This window comes from Pseudomonas sp. S1(2024) (assembly GCF_046557535.1).
Genome location: NZ_JBKGFP010000001.1, coordinates 471726 through 485663 on the forward strand (window position 1 = coordinate 471726; position 13938 = coordinate 485663).

Consider the following 13938-nt stretch of genomic DNA (forward strand, 5'->3'; position numbering starts at 1 on the left):
AGTTTACACCTAAATTGTTTTTGAATGAGATCAGTAGATCGTCGTGCAGCGGATACGCCCGGTGTCGGTGATCTGCCAGGCACGTTCGCCAAAAGCAGTGATCTCGATAGCGAACCCGAGCTTGACTAGCGCAGCAAGAGCCCTGGTGTTGGCGCGCACGTTCGAGCGAGTGAGTGTCCTGGCGGAGCACAGCTCGACGAGCTGGGACTCCCTGGCGGAGCTCAGCTTGACCCTGGCAATGCCTTCATAGTCAGGCTCGGGCACGGTTTCGGTCATGGAATGGCTCCACCAGAAAGATTTCTAAAAGCCCGCAGGACTCACCGAAGCAAATCCAGCGCACCAGGGGCGTACTGGAAGGTGAATTCACCCATACTGGGCCGTGGCTTGGCAATATGCACGGTAAGCGGCTGACCTGCCCGTTTTGCACTTTCAGACCTTGAGGGAGCCACCATCAGTATGCAGTCGTCCACGGCAACCAGTCTGGTGCTGAGCACAACGGCGATCTTGCGGGGCATGGCGGTCTTGTGTTGTTCAAGCCAGGCGCTGAGGCTGGCATCGCAATGGGCAGTCGTCATGGAGGCTACTCAAAGGGAAAATGGCGCACCAGGCAGGACTCGAACCTGCGACCATCCGCTTAGAAGGCGGATGCTCTATCCAGCTGAGCTACTGGCGCGGGAGTGGCCACCCTTCCCACCAGGTGGCCGTTGCTTCCACAACCTGCGCATTCGCTTCAGGTCATGTGCGGGTGACACTCACCGTCCGGCATCCTGGCCACCTGCGCAGATGGGTCAATGGCTGTTAACTGACCGAGGCATCAGCACTCAATGAGCGGAGACAAACGTCGGCAGCTATCCAGCCTGCCGGGGGTGAAGCGTCGAAGCGGGTTCAATATTATGGTTAAGCAAACGAGCTGTCAAACACTTTCAGGTTGGCTGCGGGCCGCGCTGCACCTGGTGGAAAGCATGCTCTTTGGTGCGGGCGCGACGGACGCTTAGGTGCGCCCCGGATCCTACGTCATGGTGCCCTGCCAAGCTGACCCAGACAGCACCCAACAGTGAAGCAATGCGAAACAGTGAAGCCACGATGACCCTCCTTGTGGATCGAGGCACCCGCCATCAGGTGCCTAAGGTGCAAGCCAGGTCGGCTTGCGTGAGTAGTGATGGGCGCTGACTCAGCCCCCGAAAAACGAAAAGCGCCCCACGGAGGGGCGCCTTGGCAACTCAAGACGCCCTACTGCTGGGCCTTTTGCGCATCCATGTACTCAACGGATGCGTGCAGCAGATCTCGATACTGCGCCAAGGTGATCTCGGACGTTGTCCAGAACACGTTCTGGCCGATCTCCACCCATCCGCAGGTGGTTGACCTGGGTGGCGGCTCAACGGCCTTCCTGCGCCCTTTGGTGGGGGCTGGTGGCCTGGTGTCCGCTGCTGGGAAGTTTGCGCCGCGCTTGGTGTGCAGCTTGCCCTGGGCCAGCAGCGTCAGCTGCCTTTCAATGTGCGCCCAGCTCTGCGCCTGAGGATCGTAAAAACAGGTGACCGCGCAATTCACCCGGTCATCACCGTAGGCAATGACTGCCTTGGCCTCGACCAGGTGATCGCGACAATCGTTGGCAGTGCGCAGGAACCGCGCAAAGGCGCCAAACTCGTACTCGGCAGCGCCCATGTCCTCCAGGCTGAAGGCCTCGCCAAAGCGCAAGCCAGGGCGCAGGTCGGCGTCAGCCAGCCTCAGCCGTTGCACGTAGCTAAAATCATCCAGCGCTTCCGGAGGCGCTGGCGGTACTTCGGCCTTACAGGTAGACAGACCCATGGCTATTCTCCCGATTGTACGTTGTGCCAGTGAGCATGCCCACCTGCAATGCCGATCGCCTGAGCATCCACCTCGGCCTTTACCAGTGAGCTGGCGGCTACCAGTCCTACAATGAAGGCCATGGACAGCCACTCGCCTTTCACCTGGCGACCTGCAGTTGGTAGCTTGGCACCGTGTGGCGCTGATGGTCTTTTGACCATGGGGCGAACGAGACCAGCACGAACAGCACTACCAGTGCCGCCGCCTTTACCGCCTTGACCCGCCGCGCTTGCAGCGATTCCGCTTGCTTGATCATCATTCATCCCTCCAGCGCCTTAAGCCAGCCCTTCGCGGCTCGCTCCAGATGTGCCCTGGCCATTTCAATCGAATCGAACAGCCCCTGATCAGGCTTGATACCCTTGAGCAGGAACGTTGCCTGGAATTTCCTGGGCGTGTTCTTCGCCACTACCGCATTGCTGATGGTGGCGAACTTGATTGCCCCGACCTTCAGCGATTGGACGGCCTGAGGATCGTCGCTCCACACCAGCTGAAAAGATGGTGTCTGGGCCGCTGGCGCTGGCGCTGACAAGCCAGCTTTTGCACCCAAATTGAGCTGCGAGTCTTGCCTGAGTAAGCTGGCACTCAGATCGCGGAAGCGCAGCACCGTACGCGACTGTTCAGTGGTCAGCGCCCTGAAGGACAGTTTAGCATTCTGGGCATCGCGGGCGCTGATGCTGACATCACCGGTTTCGATGTAGTTGGCCCACATGCCAACAGCCATTGCCTGAATTTGAAGATCCGTTCGATCGTGCATATTCCCCCCTTACGCCACAAGATCAGCGTCGGCAACGGACACCAGGAACTTACCCGGCTCCACGCACACCACGCGGAAGGGGGCGCCGCAGCTGCAGCAGCTGTCGGCACACGCCGAGGCCGCACCTACGCGACCAGGGATAACGAAGTCTTCGACCTGCTCGCCCTGATCAGCATTGCAGTGGGGGCAAGCCAGATCCTGACCAGCCGCCAGAGGGGTATCAAGTGTATGCATGGCTGTCTCTCGCGTTGTGGTGTGACCGAGCCTGATGGCTTCTGTGACCCTCAGTGGGGTATACTGATGATATACCCGTATATTGTTACGGGCAACCCAATATTTGCCAAAATGGTCATTCAAAATGCACAAAGCCCGAACGTGTCGGGCTTTGATCACCAGCGGGTCGCGAACCCGGTCACTGGCAGGCTTCGCATTCCGGATTGTCGATCGAGCAGGCCTTGGGTACATCAGCGGCCAAGTCGCTTTCCAGGACAAATCCTTCATCGTTATCGGCGGTGTCTTCATCCCAGCTGATCGCTGGCTTGGGGGTGGCTACAGCTTGTGCTTGGCTCATGTGCGGTACTCCTGAGAGGGATTGCAGAGTCGCTGGGCGGCGGCTCAGCGGTGGTTGATAATTTCATTGTAGCCATGAAATTCAATGTAAAGCCAGCATATCAAGACCAATTTCATAACCACCCATCACCCCTACAAACCCATGTGGTCATGCTTGGTCGAGATCAGGTTTTTAAGCCATAGCAACACGGAAACCAATGCGTAGAGAACGCGCATGCAGCCGCGCTTGCACCGGGCCAGCACACTAGCCATGGCTGAACGCCAGGCGGACGGCGTGCACAGCAGCCAATACGCAGCTGATAAGCGCGCAGAGGGCAATGGCCAGGCAGATCACCAGGAGCTCAATGGCCACCACGGGATAGCCTGGCAGCGCAAGGAAGCTATGGGTGTGGGAGGCACCAATAGAGGCCCCCAGGCTTACCATCAGAAAGATCAGGGCCCTGCACACCTGAGCAAGCGCTTCAGGCGCGGGGGATGCTGTAGGGAAGGTGCGCACGATAGGCACGAAGCGGGAGGAGTGAGCTTGGGCGCTAGGCATGGCGGTCTCCTGGGCGGGCAAAGTCAGGCTCTGCCACACCCGGCTATCTGTTGGTGTGTGGCGGCTTGTCCGAAATGCCCGAGCGGGCGCCTTTCGGTAAACCCGCAACAAAGAAGAGTACGATGCTGACGCCCAGAAGGGTGGTTACCAGCGCCTTCGGCTCGGTGTCTACCTGGCCCGAGGACAAGCCAAAGTAGATGAGCAGTGCACCTACGAAGGCGCCGGCAATACACAGTGCCCATCCCACCAGCGAGCCCAGGTCTCGGCTCCTGGGTTTATGATGCACGCGGATCATGGTCGATACTCCAATGGATACTGAGCGTGAGTATACTTGGTATACCTTACATGTCAAATTCAGAATGCAGAAAAGAAAAAGGCCATCACAGGGATGGCCAGGCGCTCTAGTGATCAGATCAACAACTGACAACGAACAACATGAGTGGTGCGCCGGTTCCTCACAACAAAAGTTTGCCCATTTGAGGGACGAGGGGTTTTCGAGGAACCAAGGCTGCTATCTGCCCTTTCGGGCGCCAGTTAGGAGAGCGCCTGCGGGATTTTCCATGACCAACAGGACGGAGCCTGAGGCCTGCCTACTCCCGCTCTTGGCAAGCCTTCAAGGGTCAATTACAGGCTGAGCAGTTCGGCGACGCCGTCATCCAGCTCAACTTCGATCTTGTGGTAGCTGTTCAGCTCGCTGATCTCGCGACCCAAACGATCTGCTTGTTTGGTCAGATCCCGCACATCCTGGTTCAGCTGATCCAACTCCTCCTGCTCAATCACCTGAACGTTGATCGCTGGCAGCCGCTCCGAGTTGATCAGACGATCGAAGGCATTTCCAACCAAGGCGGCTTCGATCGCGCTGTCATGGTAGCTCACGCTATCGATCAGATCTTTGAGGAAATCGCGCTTGGCTTCTAGCGCCTTGCGCTTGCTCAGCAGGGCCTGCAGGCCGATCTCGCCATTTTTCACGCCAATGGCTTCACGAATGATGCCAACCGAATCATACAGCAGGTGTGACACCCTGAGCTGCTGCAGGAAAGCGTCCTTGGCCAGGCCGACCTTCGTGCTGACATTATCGGCGGTGTGCACGGTCATCGGGCACATGGCGCGAGTCACCAGGGTATTCTGGTTAGACAGCTCACGCATCAAATGCGACGTGAGGATGTGGGCTGCTGCGAGCGACACCTTTACCTTGGCCATGTAACTTACCTATGTCTCGTTGAATGGGCAAATTATAACCACCCCTCGAAATCTGTCAATATACCATTAAACAAAAACCCCGCTGAGGCGGGGTTTCTTTGAAAAGGCTGTTATTCCAGCCAGCCTTCTACAACATCGGCGCCGTACTGGGCCTTCCACTCTTTCAACACCCTGTGGTTGCCACCTTTGGTTTCGACGGTTTCACCGCTGTGCGGATTCTTGTACTTTTTCACCACCCGTGCTTTACGCGGGGTGCGGGTAACGCCGGCGATGGCGGCGGTCTTGCCAGATGCCTTGCCCAGGTGAGGGGCAATGGCCAGGGCGATGCTTTCCAGATCCAGGCCTTTTTCTTTGGCTTCGGAAAGGATCAGATCAACCAGTACTTCAGTGGCTTCGTACTTCGGGCGAAGTTCTTCCAGGCGGGCCGCTTGAAGCTGAATTTGAGCTTCAAGTTCACGATATTCGGCGATTTTGCTCATGTGATTGACTCCATACAGGGCGCAGGTGAATTAAATGGCTCATGGCCTGACAAGAATATTAGTAATAAAACTAATTCATGTCAACGACCTATACATCAAATTCAAAATTGCAGACGAAAAAAAGGGCTCCGAAGAGCCCTAAGATTAGCACAACGCGAGTGCACTAATCTGCGCACCAGGAAGCCCCCGGTGCAGAGAAAAAATTGACCTAAGCGGCTGATCGGACAGCATTTTTGGTCTGTATTGGGAGTATAAGGATACTATACCGTGACGTCAATATCTTATTTAACTCGCCGTCAAATAAGTGTCGACCATATCCTGAACTTCGTGAATAACACTCACTCCTCCGGAACAGGCGCAAAGCGCCCTGATAAGTGGGAGCTTGCCCCGCGATCACCCGTTCTCACTGACCCAGGGTGCCTGTACGACAGCCCGGCAAGCCGGAAGTAGCGATCCCCTCCAGGCAATGCCCCCGATGCCGACCAATTTTCATCTATCCCGAATGACAGGCATAAAAAAAGGCCAGCTAAGCTGACCTTCTTTGCTCCCAAACGATCAAGCCGTCTGTTGCAGAGCCTCGGGCGCTGGCGCCGGAACCTTCTTGCCGATCGCGGTGACCAGCAGATTGAGGTTGGTGCCGCCACGCATCTCGTGCTGGATGCGCGTACGGGTGGATTCGTTGCCGGCCAACCACTCAGCTGCCAAGGTTTCTACTTTTTTCGGACTCATACCGCTCATAAGGGCGTGCACCTCGAATACTTGAATTGAAAAAGGTGGCCCGAAGGCCACCCCTTGATCACTGGCCGTTAGGCGCTGGCTGCAGCGTTGGCTGCGCGCTCGGCGGCTTCCTGGGCGTGTGGCTTGCGACCCAGCTCGATTTCGTCGACACGGACTTGCACGTCATGGTAAGTCTTGCCGTTGCTGGCCAGGTTGCCCTCAGGGCGCTGCAGGCTGCCTTCGATGGTGATGGTGCGACCCTTGGTCAGGTGCGGGGCAACGCCGGTCTTGCCGGTTTCCACGAAGTAGGCGAAGGGGTAGGCCATGGACTGCTCGACGCGCTGACCATCTTTGGTGTAGGAGTTGTCCACCATCAGGGTGCCGTTGATGACCTGGGTTTTTTCGTTGACGGTGCCAACACGTACGTCAGCAGCCAGGTTGCCGGAAAGAATGATTTTGTTCATGGTGAATCCTCGCGTTGTGGTTTATTTGGATCAGGGTGTTTTCCCTAATTCACGCTCTCAGTATATGAATGCTATACCCAGTCGTCAATATATATTTAAAGCGATTTACGCAATTTCTCGAATATTTTTCAGGTCGTATTGGCGGGCGCGCTGCAACAGCACCTGCAGACGCTCGCGGCCCACCAGGAGCTGTTTGAGCGTACCCAGGGAATCCGCCAGGATCCCCACTTCTTCGGGGCCAAACGCAACCATCGGCGGCTTCAGGCCCTGCTCCTGGGCCAGCAGCGCGGCCTCGGCGTAATGCTCCCCTGCCAGGTAGTGAGCCACCGAGATATCCACCTCGACCACGGCCACCTCCCTGTCCCCCAGGTCGTTTTGACCGAACACCAGAAATGGCAGATTGACGTTCATGCTACCTCCGTACCCCTCAACCCAATTTATGGCTATCCCGTCATAAATTCGACTGAAACGCTACCTAGACTTTTTTGTAAAGAAAAACAGAAAAGCCCTGAGTTAACAGGGCTTTACTGGATTCTCAGCGCATCTAAACCGCAAAATCTAGATGCGAATGATACTCAATTAGAACGGGATATCATCATCCTGCCCGTCGAAATCAGCTGCCGGGGCGTTGCCTGCCGGTTGTGGCGAAGCCTGCTGCTGAACCGACTGGGCGAGTTCGGCGGCCTGCTGCTCGGCGGCGAGTTGCTCAGGCGATTTCTGCTCCTGTGCCGAACCGGAGACCGGGGCGGCGGCGATGTCCTGGCCGGTGAAGCGCAGATCGCCCAGGCGGGTCAGACGGATGCCTGGGTTGCGGTAGACATGGCCGTCCTTCTCACGCTCGCTCAGGAACGGGGTACCCACCACGGTGACGCCCTTGCCTTTAGTCAGGTATTCCTTGACGTTGTCCAGGAAGCCCGACTTGCCGGTGGCGACGATCGAGTGGTAGCTGGTGACCTGGGTGCCGTCAGCTTTCTTGAACTCGTTGACCGCAACGGTCATGGCGGCGGTGTCACGGCCATTTTGGCTGGAGATGGAAACTGCGGAAACCAGGTTGCCGACGACAATATGCTTTTTCATGGGTTTTGCCTCTCGCGTTGTGATTTGAGTGTCTGACTAGTTGTTGCCAGTTCACGATTCAAAGTATAGGGATCCTATACCCGGTCGTCAATATATATTTAAAGCGATTTCGAAAATATTTTACAAAAAAGGCCTGCAAGGCAGGCCCATTGGGGTTTGCAGGGGTTTCCCTGGGTATTAACCCGGCTCCGATTCCGAGGTAACGCCTGGCTTGACGCGCTCACGGATGGAGAAACCCATGTCGCGCAGGATCGGATGGCCTTTGTTGATGAAGAAATCAGCAAAGGATCCGGTGCTGCGACGGAAGTCCTTCAGCTCCTGCTGCAAGGCTGGGTAATCGGCATGCTCTGCGCCCAGGGCGCTCATGCGGAACGCGATGCGCTCAGCAGCCAACGCATCCTCGTCGCTCCACAGCTTGGCAGTGATGAGGGTCATGGCGGTTGGGGTTTTGTCCACCTTGAAGTTCTTGATGTTCAAGGTGCCGATCTGGCCGTAGACCAGCTTGGTAGGGTCGTTGCGCTGAGTCAGCAGCACAAACTGGCGCTCGGCCTGGTCTTCGCTCTCGACTTCCTTGCCCTGGGCATCGAGGAACTTGCCATCCTTCTGGCGGCCACGGGTCTTGAAGCTGCCGTCCTCATTCTTTTCACGCATTGGTGCTTTGACGACAAAAAACGCGTTCTCGCCGTCACCGATCTTGTCGACGTAGGCCATGCGCACGGGAAGCTCGACGCCGTCCGCTGTGGTTTCGCGCAGGAAGGCGTGGATTTTTCCATCGTCCTTAAGGCGCAGCTCCATTTTCATAAGCTTGTCGTTTTTGGCCAGTTCGATGTTGCTATTGGTAGTGGTCATGCCGTTTCCCCTGGGGATGTATTTTAGTTCTCAATTTATTTATAAACCGTGCGAGGCTTCGCTGCCAAGCTTTTCCGACCACTGAAGCCAATTTCTGAAAAAATCGATATTTTTCAATGACCCAGGCTCACCCACCATCAAAAAAAGTTGACCTACTGGTCATCACAACGATTTTGATTTATTTGTCGCAAAAACGACCAGATATTCTTGACACGCACGCTCTAGGTCACTATTTTGCACGTGTACGTAACTCTGGGGAGCGCCCGACGTGACAGACAACCATAATCCCGACGTGCTACAAAACTTTTTCAACGAAATGATGACTCGGGGCCTGGTTGCGAACACTGATTCGCTTGCCGAAATCAATGATCGGATGAATGAAGCCAAGGCCGAAGACCTGTCTGAAGTCGACCCTGAGAACGCTTGCCTCCACGAAATGAAGGCAATTGAGAGCGCCTTCGGGCCACTGTTTGGCAGCTACCGCCGTGAGGATGATCGCATCTTCATGGACATGTCGACCAAGGACATGGGTTTTGTTACCAACTTCATTCGCACTGCCTTGATGATCATGGAGGCTTTTGGTGCAGGCATGGCCCGGCAGCGCGAGATCGCAACCGACGTTGAAGCCCTGGTTAACAACCTGGTGGTCAAGCCGCACTGCGAAGAAACCGCGCACGAGACTTTCTCTTTCATGGTCGATCAGGGCTTCGAGAGCAGATTGGTCGACATGATGGCCACCGCCATGGCCGAAGCCACCGAGACCAACATCTTTCACCATGTCGCCCAGTACCTGCTGGAGCTTGCCTTGGTGCCCCGTGACTCGCATGGTGCGCAACGCATGCTGTCACAGCTGGTGAGCGGCTCCATGGTTGAGCGATTTGCCATGGAGCAGATCCGCCAGAAGCCCGCCAAGCCGGCTATCAGAGCTGTTCAGGGAACACCTGCTACAACCCCTGGGACACCTGGCAACACCACGCCCAAGGCCACAGAAAACGGCAAGAAAGCATCGTTTCTGTCCGTCGTCAAAAGAGACTGACGCAAAGGGCAGGGATGCCCCCTCAAATCTCCCGAATTGACTCGCGAATCAGCTTTTCCCTACCCGCCTTGATCTGCTGCATGCTGGCCAGCACCGTACTGGCATAGCGATGCCCAGTCTTCCTCGCCGCCCTACTCCGCTCATACTTCCCAGGCCCAACATTGTAGTAAGCCAGCGCCTTTCCCCAGCTCCCGGACAGCTCGTAATAGTGGGCCAGGATCTTGGCTCCGCAGTCGATATTGCCAGCATCGGTCTTGAGGTTGCACTGCTTTCCCCACACCCTGGGCAAGACCTGGGTTAGCCCTACGGCACCGGCAGGCGATCGCCGGCCACTGCGAAACTCCGACTCGGCATTGACTACAGCGGCGATGAGTGAAGAAGGGACTTGATGGGTTTCGGCGCTTTTTTCGATCAGCGGGGCGATATTGATAGCAACCTTGGCGGAGATCTCAAGCTTGGCTTGCAAGGTGCCTGCCAGGGCCTTGGCTTTGAGGTTGCTATCGATATTGAGAGGCTGGGTTGCTGCAGGTTTTTTGACTGGCTGTCGAATCTCTGGCGTTCGAAACCAGTCCCAGTAGCTGGTATTGCCTTCAAGGTAGGCACTGGTGGCTTGATTGATCAGCACCTGGTTTGCCCTGAACACCGGATTGTCCACAGGTGCACTGCGCTGCAGCGATGTGATCGGCGCGCAACCGATCAACAACGTCATGCAGACGCTGGCGCTTAACAATTTAGGAGAAAAAACGTACGATCGCACATGACTGTCCTCACTCGGGTGGATGAACGCCAAAAACGTCCACTTTCCTTTTTAAAGTAAATGACAGCACGGAATCAAGTTTTTATTGCATATATTGATATGTGGCGGTGACGATTGAGCCACTTTACGACGTCTAAGAAAAAGGCCGCAAATGCGGCCCTTTCCACCCTAGGAACTCAATAACCCGTATGTTCGCGGATACGCTGGCGCTCTTTCTCGCTGACCTCGCCGAGCCATTCCAAGGCCCTCAAGTGCAGTGCTGAACCCAGCTTAGCTTGGGCCACCACCCATTCCCAGGCCTCCTCGTCAGTCAGTGCTGGCGTGGTGTCGTCTTCAGGCTCCGAGCCCATGAGCTGGATTACCAGGCCATCAGCGTCGCTTTCAAAAAAGTCGAAGAACCAGCCTTCGGTGGCATAGATGCGCTCGAAGTCGTTTTGATTGCAAAAACCAAAGCCGCCCATGCATTTGATGCCGTCGAACAGAGCCAATTCTTTAGATGCCCATGTCTCCACGGATTCATAGCCGGCACGATCGCACATCCACCGCCACCCATCCTCCTCGACCGAACGCCGGAGGTGCAAACTCAGCCTCGATTCATTTTCCAGGAGGTTGTCGATATCGTGCTGGAGCAATCGACGCTGTTCTGCCTGTCGACCACGGAACCCTCCAATCTGGCCGTCCTTGACATGATTTGCAGCATCCTGCTCATCAAGACTCAGCACCCCCTCAACAGCCTGACAATCAGCTAACAGCCAACCGCTTCGGTACGCTGCTGAACACTGGCGGGGCGGCTCCACACTCCAGGAGCGCTCATCTGAATAGGCATGGAGGCCCATCAGCCCATGGCAAGGGTGCAGGTGCTTACCCAGGTGATTGGAGACCTGGTGAATCAGGGTGCTGCCATTATCGACGGTGATCTTGCGCGGTAGGCGCAGGAAAATATTGTCAAAGAAGCTCATATCCAGTGCCGGAGCACTTCCTTCGGTAAGGGCGGCATGGGCTACTTTAGCAAAAAAGTCCTCGATACTTTCATCCGACTTCAATAGGCGCTTGACTTCAAGAGGATATGCCCCGTGCTGCTTGCAGTACTCCCTTAACCTCCAGATCAGGTTAAGTGCTTGGGTCAACGGCTCCATCGACTGCACAGAAGTGCTTACCTTACGATCCACCAGGCCCAGGGCGGTATTGAAGTCAGCGGCGCCCAGCAGACGCGCCGCGAGCTCGTCGAGCCGACGTCCCTTGATGCGGGTGGAGAGTACTTCGCTCAGGACAGTGCCGACCCTGTCACGAAATGACAAAAGCTGCTCTTTGGATTCAAACAGATCGATCGTGCTCATGAGGCTTCTCCTGTGCATGCCAAGCAATGATCCGCCCATTTCACTTCGCATGCTCATCAAGAGCCATCATGGAAGAGAGGTGTAGTGCAGGTGACACGCGTTTGAACCTTGACCAGGTGGTCGGGCGGGGCCGCTTCGCCAAGCGATCAGACCTCTCGCTGCGCAGGATCCGCAGGAACTGACTGACGCCCTGAGTATAGGAATTCGATACCCAGGACGTCAACCAGCGTCGGGATTAACCGTTTATTGGCTCGACGTACTGAAATACCTTGATCGTGTCCTGCCGGCGAGTCGGGTATGCAAGCTGCGCGGTCAGCTCGGGCTGCTCCTGCACCGCCTCGAAGAAACGATCGCTGGCGCACCCACCCAGGAAGGGAAAGGGCTGCCGGTTGTAATCGGTCACCTCGCCGATAAACACGATCGGGCAGCCGGTAGGCAGCGCTGGCAGCACCTGGCACAGGGATTCATCGGAAATTGGCCAGGCTACCAGCAGCACCTCCATCCAGTCCCGATACTTGTTCACCGCTTCCAACACACTCAAAATCTCGACCTCGGTGACATAGCCGAGCTCGGCGGTCTGATCATGGCCCATTTGCAGGCTGGTGGGCTTGATGTCGATCCCCTGTTGTTGAAGCAAGGCACTGAGGTGACCACGACCGGCATAGCACTCCAGCACGCGCTTGCCTTCGAAGAACCGCGCTAGGCTGTCGATCAGGGTTTTACTGAGCGTGATGAACAGGGCTTCGCTACGCTGCGCATCCACCGCTGTGGTATCCAGGGCATTCACCGGCAATTGATCGTAGGTCAGGTGCATGGGAACTCTCACTTCAGGGTGTCGGGATGATACGGGAAATCGGTGCATCAGCCAAAAAAAATGGCCCGCATCGCTGCGGGCCTTGGCCAGATCAGGGCTGGTTACGCACCTTTCACGCACAAAACCTGCTTGAGCGTATGCACGACTTCGACCAGGTCGGTCTGGTTACCCATGACCACGTCAATGTCCTTGTAGGATGCTGGAATCTCATCCAGTACCGCTTCGTCCTTACGGCACTCCACACCCTGGGTTTGCTGCTTGAGGTCTTCCAGGGTGAAGGTACGCACAGCCTGGGCGCGACTCATCCGACGACCCGCTCCATGCGAACAGGAGCAGTACGATTGCGGATTGCCCTTGCCTCGTACGATATAGCTGCGTTGCCCCATGCTACCCGGAATGATGCCCAGGTCGCCTTCACGAGCACGGATCGCCCCCTTACGGGTCACCCACAGGTTCTGGCCGAAATGGTTTTCCCGCTCGACATAGTTGTGGTGGCAGTTGATCGCCTCCTGGGTGATCTCGAACTCGCGGCCCACTTGCAGGCGCAGCGCCTTGAGGACGGCTTCCATCATCACCGCACGGTTTTCGAAAGCGTAGGCCTGAGCCCATCCAACAGCGGCCATGTATTCCTTGAACAGCTCCGACTCTTCCGGAATGTAGGCCAGGTCACGGTCTGGCAGGTCGATGAACCAGCGATCCATGGCCTTTTGCGCCTGCTTGATGAAGTAGTCGCCGATCATGTTGCCAATGCCGCGACTACCCGAGTGCAACATGATCCAGACATCCTGGTTCTCGTCCAGGCACAGCTCGATGAAGTGGTTGCCACTGCCCAAGGTGCCCAGCTGCGCCATCGACTTCTTGACCGCCGCCTCCCAGCCACCCACATCACCGCCGAACACGCCTTCTTCAATGGCGCGCCGAGCGAGGCCATCGGCCACTGGCAGCTTGCCGTAGTTGCTTTGCAGCACGTCATCCTTCTGGTGACGACCACCAGCACCCAGCGGTACATCCCGCTCGATCTGGGCGCGGATCTTGGCCAGGCTCTCAGGCAAGTCGGAAGCTTTGAGCGACAAGCGAACTGCGTTCATGCCGCAACCGATATCCACCCCAACAGCCGCAGGAATGATCGCCTTGTCGGTCGCGATCACGCTGCCCACGGTCGAGCCCTTGCCATGATGGACGTCAGGCATAGCGGCGATGCCGTTGCGCGCAATGAACGGCAGGCGTGCCAGGTTCTTCAACTGGGTCAGCGCTGCATCTTCAATGTCGTTCGTCCAGATCTTGATTGGGGACGATCCTGGCTCTTGAATTACTTTTTTCATGATTTCCTCAACCTCAATTCTAGGTGCTGCGAAGAAAAAGGCGGCAGCAGCGCTGAAGGCTTCGACCGCAAGCATACAGGATGAACAAAAAAAATGGGCAAGCTTCTGGGGAGAAAGACTTGCCCTAAAAACACCAGTCGGGGGAGACGGTGGTTGATTCGTTAAACTCAGGTTATGTG

General features: G+C 56.5%; 22 protein-coding genes and 1 tRNA gene. 2 read left to right on the forward strand and 21 right to left on the reverse strand.

The window, feature by feature from the left end; all coding sequences use genetic code 11:
- Positions 1–30: 30 nt before the first annotated feature.
- From ACLCGK_RS02530 to ACLCGK_RS02610, 17 genes are all read right to left on the reverse strand, one after another.
- Positions 31–276, reverse strand: a complete 246-nt coding sequence (locus tag ACLCGK_RS02530; protein WP_056799712.1) for a hypothetical protein — start codon at positions 274–276, stop codon at positions 31–33.
- Between the two features lie 41 nt (positions 277–317).
- Positions 318–575, reverse strand: coding sequence for a hypothetical protein (locus tag ACLCGK_RS02535; protein WP_410951187.1), 258 nt, complete (start codon positions 573–575; stop codon positions 318–320).
- Between the two features lie 21 nt (positions 576–596).
- A tRNA-Arg gene (locus ACLCGK_RS02540) sits at positions 597–673 on the reverse strand.
- Positions 674–1230: 557 nt separating this feature from the next.
- Positions 1231–1806 carry a hypothetical protein gene (locus tag ACLCGK_RS02545; protein WP_410951188.1) on the reverse strand — a complete coding sequence of 192 codons (576 nt, stop codon included), beginning with the start codon at positions 1804–1806 and terminating at the stop codon, positions 1231–1233.
- A gap of 139 nt (positions 1807–1945) precedes the next feature.
- The gene (locus ACLCGK_RS02550; RefSeq protein ID WP_156675974.1) at positions 1946–2104 is read right to left on the reverse strand and encodes a hypothetical protein; all 159 of its coding nucleotides are present in this window, start codon (positions 2102–2104) and stop codon (positions 1946–1948) included.
- Positions 2105–2599 (reverse strand): hypothetical protein, encoded by a 495-nt coding sequence (locus ACLCGK_RS02555; protein ID WP_410951189.1) that lies wholly within the window; start codon positions 2597–2599, stop codon positions 2105–2107.
- 9 nt (positions 2600–2608) lie between these two features.
- The gene (locus ACLCGK_RS02560; RefSeq protein WP_410951190.1) at positions 2609–2833 is read right to left on the reverse strand and encodes a hypothetical protein; all 225 of its coding nucleotides are present in this window, start codon (positions 2831–2833) and stop codon (positions 2609–2611) included.
- A 178-nt stretch (positions 2834–3011) separates the two neighbouring features.
- A complete protein-coding gene (locus ACLCGK_RS02565) occupies positions 3012–3170 on the reverse strand; it encodes a hypothetical protein (protein WP_315695520.1) in 159 nt (52 codons plus the stop codon).
- Between the two features lie 243 nt (positions 3171–3413).
- Complete coding sequence (locus tag ACLCGK_RS02570) at positions 3414–3707, reverse strand: hypothetical protein (protein ID WP_056799729.1); 294 nt, start codon at positions 3705–3707, stop codon at positions 3414–3416.
- Between the two features lie 43 nt (positions 3708–3750).
- Entirely contained in the window at positions 3751–4002 is a 252-nt protein-coding gene (locus ACLCGK_RS02575; protein ID WP_410951191.1) for a hypothetical protein, read from the reverse strand.
- A 329-nt stretch (positions 4003–4331) separates the two neighbouring features.
- Positions 4332–4907 carry a hypothetical protein gene (locus ACLCGK_RS02580; RefSeq protein WP_410951192.1) on the reverse strand — a complete coding sequence of 192 codons (576 nt, stop codon included), beginning with the start codon at positions 4905–4907 and terminating at the stop codon, positions 4332–4334.
- 110 nt (positions 4908–5017) lie between these two features.
- Complete coding sequence (locus ACLCGK_RS02585; RefSeq protein WP_410951193.1) at positions 5018–5386, reverse strand: histone-like nucleoid-structuring protein, MvaT/MvaU family; 369 nt, start codon at positions 5384–5386, stop codon at positions 5018–5020.
- Positions 5387–5941: 555 nt separating this feature from the next.
- On the reverse strand, positions 5942–6115 hold the full coding sequence (locus tag ACLCGK_RS02590; protein ID WP_410951194.1) for a hypothetical protein: 174 nt from the start codon (positions 6113–6115) through the stop codon (positions 5942–5944).
- 77 nt (positions 6116–6192) lie between these two features.
- Entirely contained in the window at positions 6193–6567 is a 375-nt protein-coding gene (locus ACLCGK_RS02595; RefSeq protein ID WP_410951195.1) for a single-stranded DNA-binding protein, read from the reverse strand.
- 105 nt (positions 6568–6672) lie between these two features.
- Positions 6673–6978: a hypothetical protein gene (locus tag ACLCGK_RS02600; RefSeq protein WP_410951196.1), complete on the reverse strand. Its 306-nt coding sequence runs from the start codon at positions 6976–6978 to the stop codon at positions 6673–6675.
- A 168-nt stretch (positions 6979–7146) separates the two neighbouring features.
- Positions 7147–7644 (reverse strand): single-stranded DNA-binding protein, encoded by a 498-nt coding sequence (locus ACLCGK_RS02605; protein WP_410951197.1) that lies wholly within the window; start codon positions 7642–7644, stop codon positions 7147–7149.
- 177 nt (positions 7645–7821) lie between these two features.
- Complete coding sequence (locus ACLCGK_RS02610) at positions 7822–8493, reverse strand: hypothetical protein (RefSeq protein ID WP_410951198.1); 672 nt, start codon at positions 8491–8493, stop codon at positions 7822–7824.
- Between the two features lie 268 nt (positions 8494–8761).
- Between ACLCGK_RS02610 and ACLCGK_RS02615 the strand changes: the two genes are divergently transcribed.
- Entirely contained in the window at positions 8762–9529 is a 768-nt protein-coding gene (locus tag ACLCGK_RS02615; protein WP_056799753.1) for a hypothetical protein, read from the forward strand.
- A gap of 22 nt (positions 9530–9551) precedes the next feature.
- Here the strand turns inward: ACLCGK_RS02615 and ACLCGK_RS02620 are convergent, their stop codons facing one another.
- The 4 genes from ACLCGK_RS02620 to ACLCGK_RS02635 form a co-directional block, all read right to left on the reverse strand.
- A complete protein-coding gene (locus ACLCGK_RS02620; RefSeq protein WP_410951199.1) occupies positions 9552–10238 on the reverse strand; it encodes a lytic transglycosylase domain-containing protein in 687 nt (228 codons plus the stop codon).
- 224 nt (positions 10239–10462) lie between these two features.
- Entirely contained in the window at positions 10463–11623 is a 1161-nt protein-coding gene (locus ACLCGK_RS02625; RefSeq protein ID WP_410951200.1) for a hypothetical protein, read from the reverse strand.
- Positions 11624–11858: 235 nt separating this feature from the next.
- Complete coding sequence (locus tag ACLCGK_RS02630; protein WP_410951201.1) at positions 11859–12437, reverse strand: hypothetical protein; 579 nt, start codon at positions 12435–12437, stop codon at positions 11859–11861.
- A 101-nt stretch (positions 12438–12538) separates the two neighbouring features.
- Positions 12539–13759, reverse strand: a complete 1221-nt coding sequence (locus ACLCGK_RS02635) for an RtcB family protein (RefSeq protein ID WP_056800096.1) — start codon at positions 13757–13759, stop codon at positions 12539–12541.
- Between ACLCGK_RS02635 and ACLCGK_RS02640 the strand changes: the two genes are divergently transcribed.
- The gene (locus tag ACLCGK_RS02640; RefSeq protein ID WP_410951202.1) at positions 13758–13916 is read left to right on the forward strand and encodes a hypothetical protein; all 159 of its coding nucleotides are present in this window, start codon (positions 13758–13760) and stop codon (positions 13914–13916) included. The genes ACLCGK_RS02635 and ACLCGK_RS02640 overlap by 2 nt on opposite strands.
- The last annotated feature ends 22 nt before the right edge of the window (positions 13917–13938 follow it).

Excerpts from the sequence above, each read along its gene's own strand:
- ACLCGK_RS02630 (WP_410951201.1), bottom strand. The coding sequence starts at position 12,437 with ATGCACCTGACCTACGATCAATTGCCGGTGAATGCCCTGGATACCACA.
- ACLCGK_RS02535 (WP_410951187.1), bottom strand. The coding sequence starts at position 575 with ATGACGACTGCCCATTGCGATGCCAGCCTCAGCGCCTGGCTTGAACAA.
- ACLCGK_RS02620 (WP_410951199.1), bottom strand. The coding sequence starts at position 10,238 with ATGACGTTGTTGATCGGTTGCGCGCCGATCACATCGCTGCAGCGCAGT.
- ACLCGK_RS02640 (WP_410951202.1), top strand. The coding sequence starts at position 13,758 with ATGATTTCCTCAACCTCAATTCTAGGTGCTGCGAAGAAAAAGGCGGCA.
- ACLCGK_RS02600 (WP_410951196.1), bottom strand. The coding sequence starts at position 6,978 with ATGAACGTCAATCTGCCATTTCTGGTGTTCGGTCAAAACGACCTGGGG.
- ACLCGK_RS02590 (WP_410951194.1), bottom strand. The coding sequence starts at position 6,115 with ATGAGTCCGAAAAAAGTAGAAACCTTGGCAGCTGAGTGGTTGGCCGGC.
- ACLCGK_RS02605 (WP_410951197.1), bottom strand. The coding sequence starts at position 7,644 with ATGAAAAAGCATATTGTCGTCGGCAACCTGGTTTCCGCAGTTTCCATC.
- ACLCGK_RS02530 (WP_056799712.1), bottom strand. The coding sequence starts at position 276 with ATGACCGAAACCGTGCCCGAGCCTGACTATGAAGGCATTGCCAGGGTC.
- ACLCGK_RS02555 (WP_410951189.1), bottom strand. The coding sequence starts at position 2,599 with ATGCACGATCGAACGGATCTTCAAATTCAGGCAATGGCTGTTGGCATG.
- ACLCGK_RS02560 (WP_410951190.1), bottom strand. The coding sequence starts at position 2,833 with ATGCATACACTTGATACCCCTCTGGCGGCTGGTCAGGATCTGGCTTGC.
- ACLCGK_RS02585 (WP_410951193.1), bottom strand. The coding sequence starts at position 5,386 with ATGAGCAAAATCGCCGAATATCGTGAACTTGAAGCTCAAATTCAGCTT.
- ACLCGK_RS02580 (WP_410951192.1), bottom strand. The coding sequence starts at position 4,907 with ATGGCCAAGGTAAAGGTGTCGCTCGCAGCAGCCCACATCCTCACGTCG.
- ACLCGK_RS02625 (WP_410951200.1), bottom strand. The coding sequence starts at position 11,623 with ATGAGCACGATCGATCTGTTTGAATCCAAAGAGCAGCTTTTGTCATTT.
- ACLCGK_RS02550 (WP_156675974.1), bottom strand. The coding sequence starts at position 2,104 with ATGATGATCAAGCAAGCGGAATCGCTGCAAGCGCGGCGGGTCAAGGCG.
- ACLCGK_RS02545 (WP_410951188.1), bottom strand. The coding sequence starts at position 1,806 with ATGGGTCTGTCTACCTGTAAGGCCGAAGTACCGCCAGCGCCTCCGGAA.
- ACLCGK_RS02570 (WP_056799729.1), bottom strand. The coding sequence starts at position 3,707 with ATGCCTAGCGCCCAAGCTCACTCCTCCCGCTTCGTGCCTATCGTGCGC.
- ACLCGK_RS02575 (WP_410951191.1), bottom strand. The coding sequence starts at position 4,002 with ATGATCCGCGTGCATCATAAACCCAGGAGCCGAGACCTGGGCTCGCTG.
- ACLCGK_RS02595 (WP_410951195.1), bottom strand. The coding sequence starts at position 6,567 with ATGAACAAAATCATTCTTTCCGGCAACCTGGCTGCTGACGTACGTGTT.
- ACLCGK_RS02565 (WP_315695520.1), bottom strand. The coding sequence starts at position 3,170 with ATGAGCCAAGCACAAGCTGTAGCCACCCCCAAGCCAGCGATCAGCTGG.
- ACLCGK_RS02635 (WP_056800096.1), bottom strand. The coding sequence starts at position 13,759 with ATGAAAAAAGTAATTCAAGAGCCAGGATCGTCCCCAATCAAGATCTGG.
- ACLCGK_RS02610 (WP_410951198.1), bottom strand. The coding sequence starts at position 8,493 with ATGACCACTACCAATAGCAACATCGAACTGGCCAAAAACGACAAGCTT.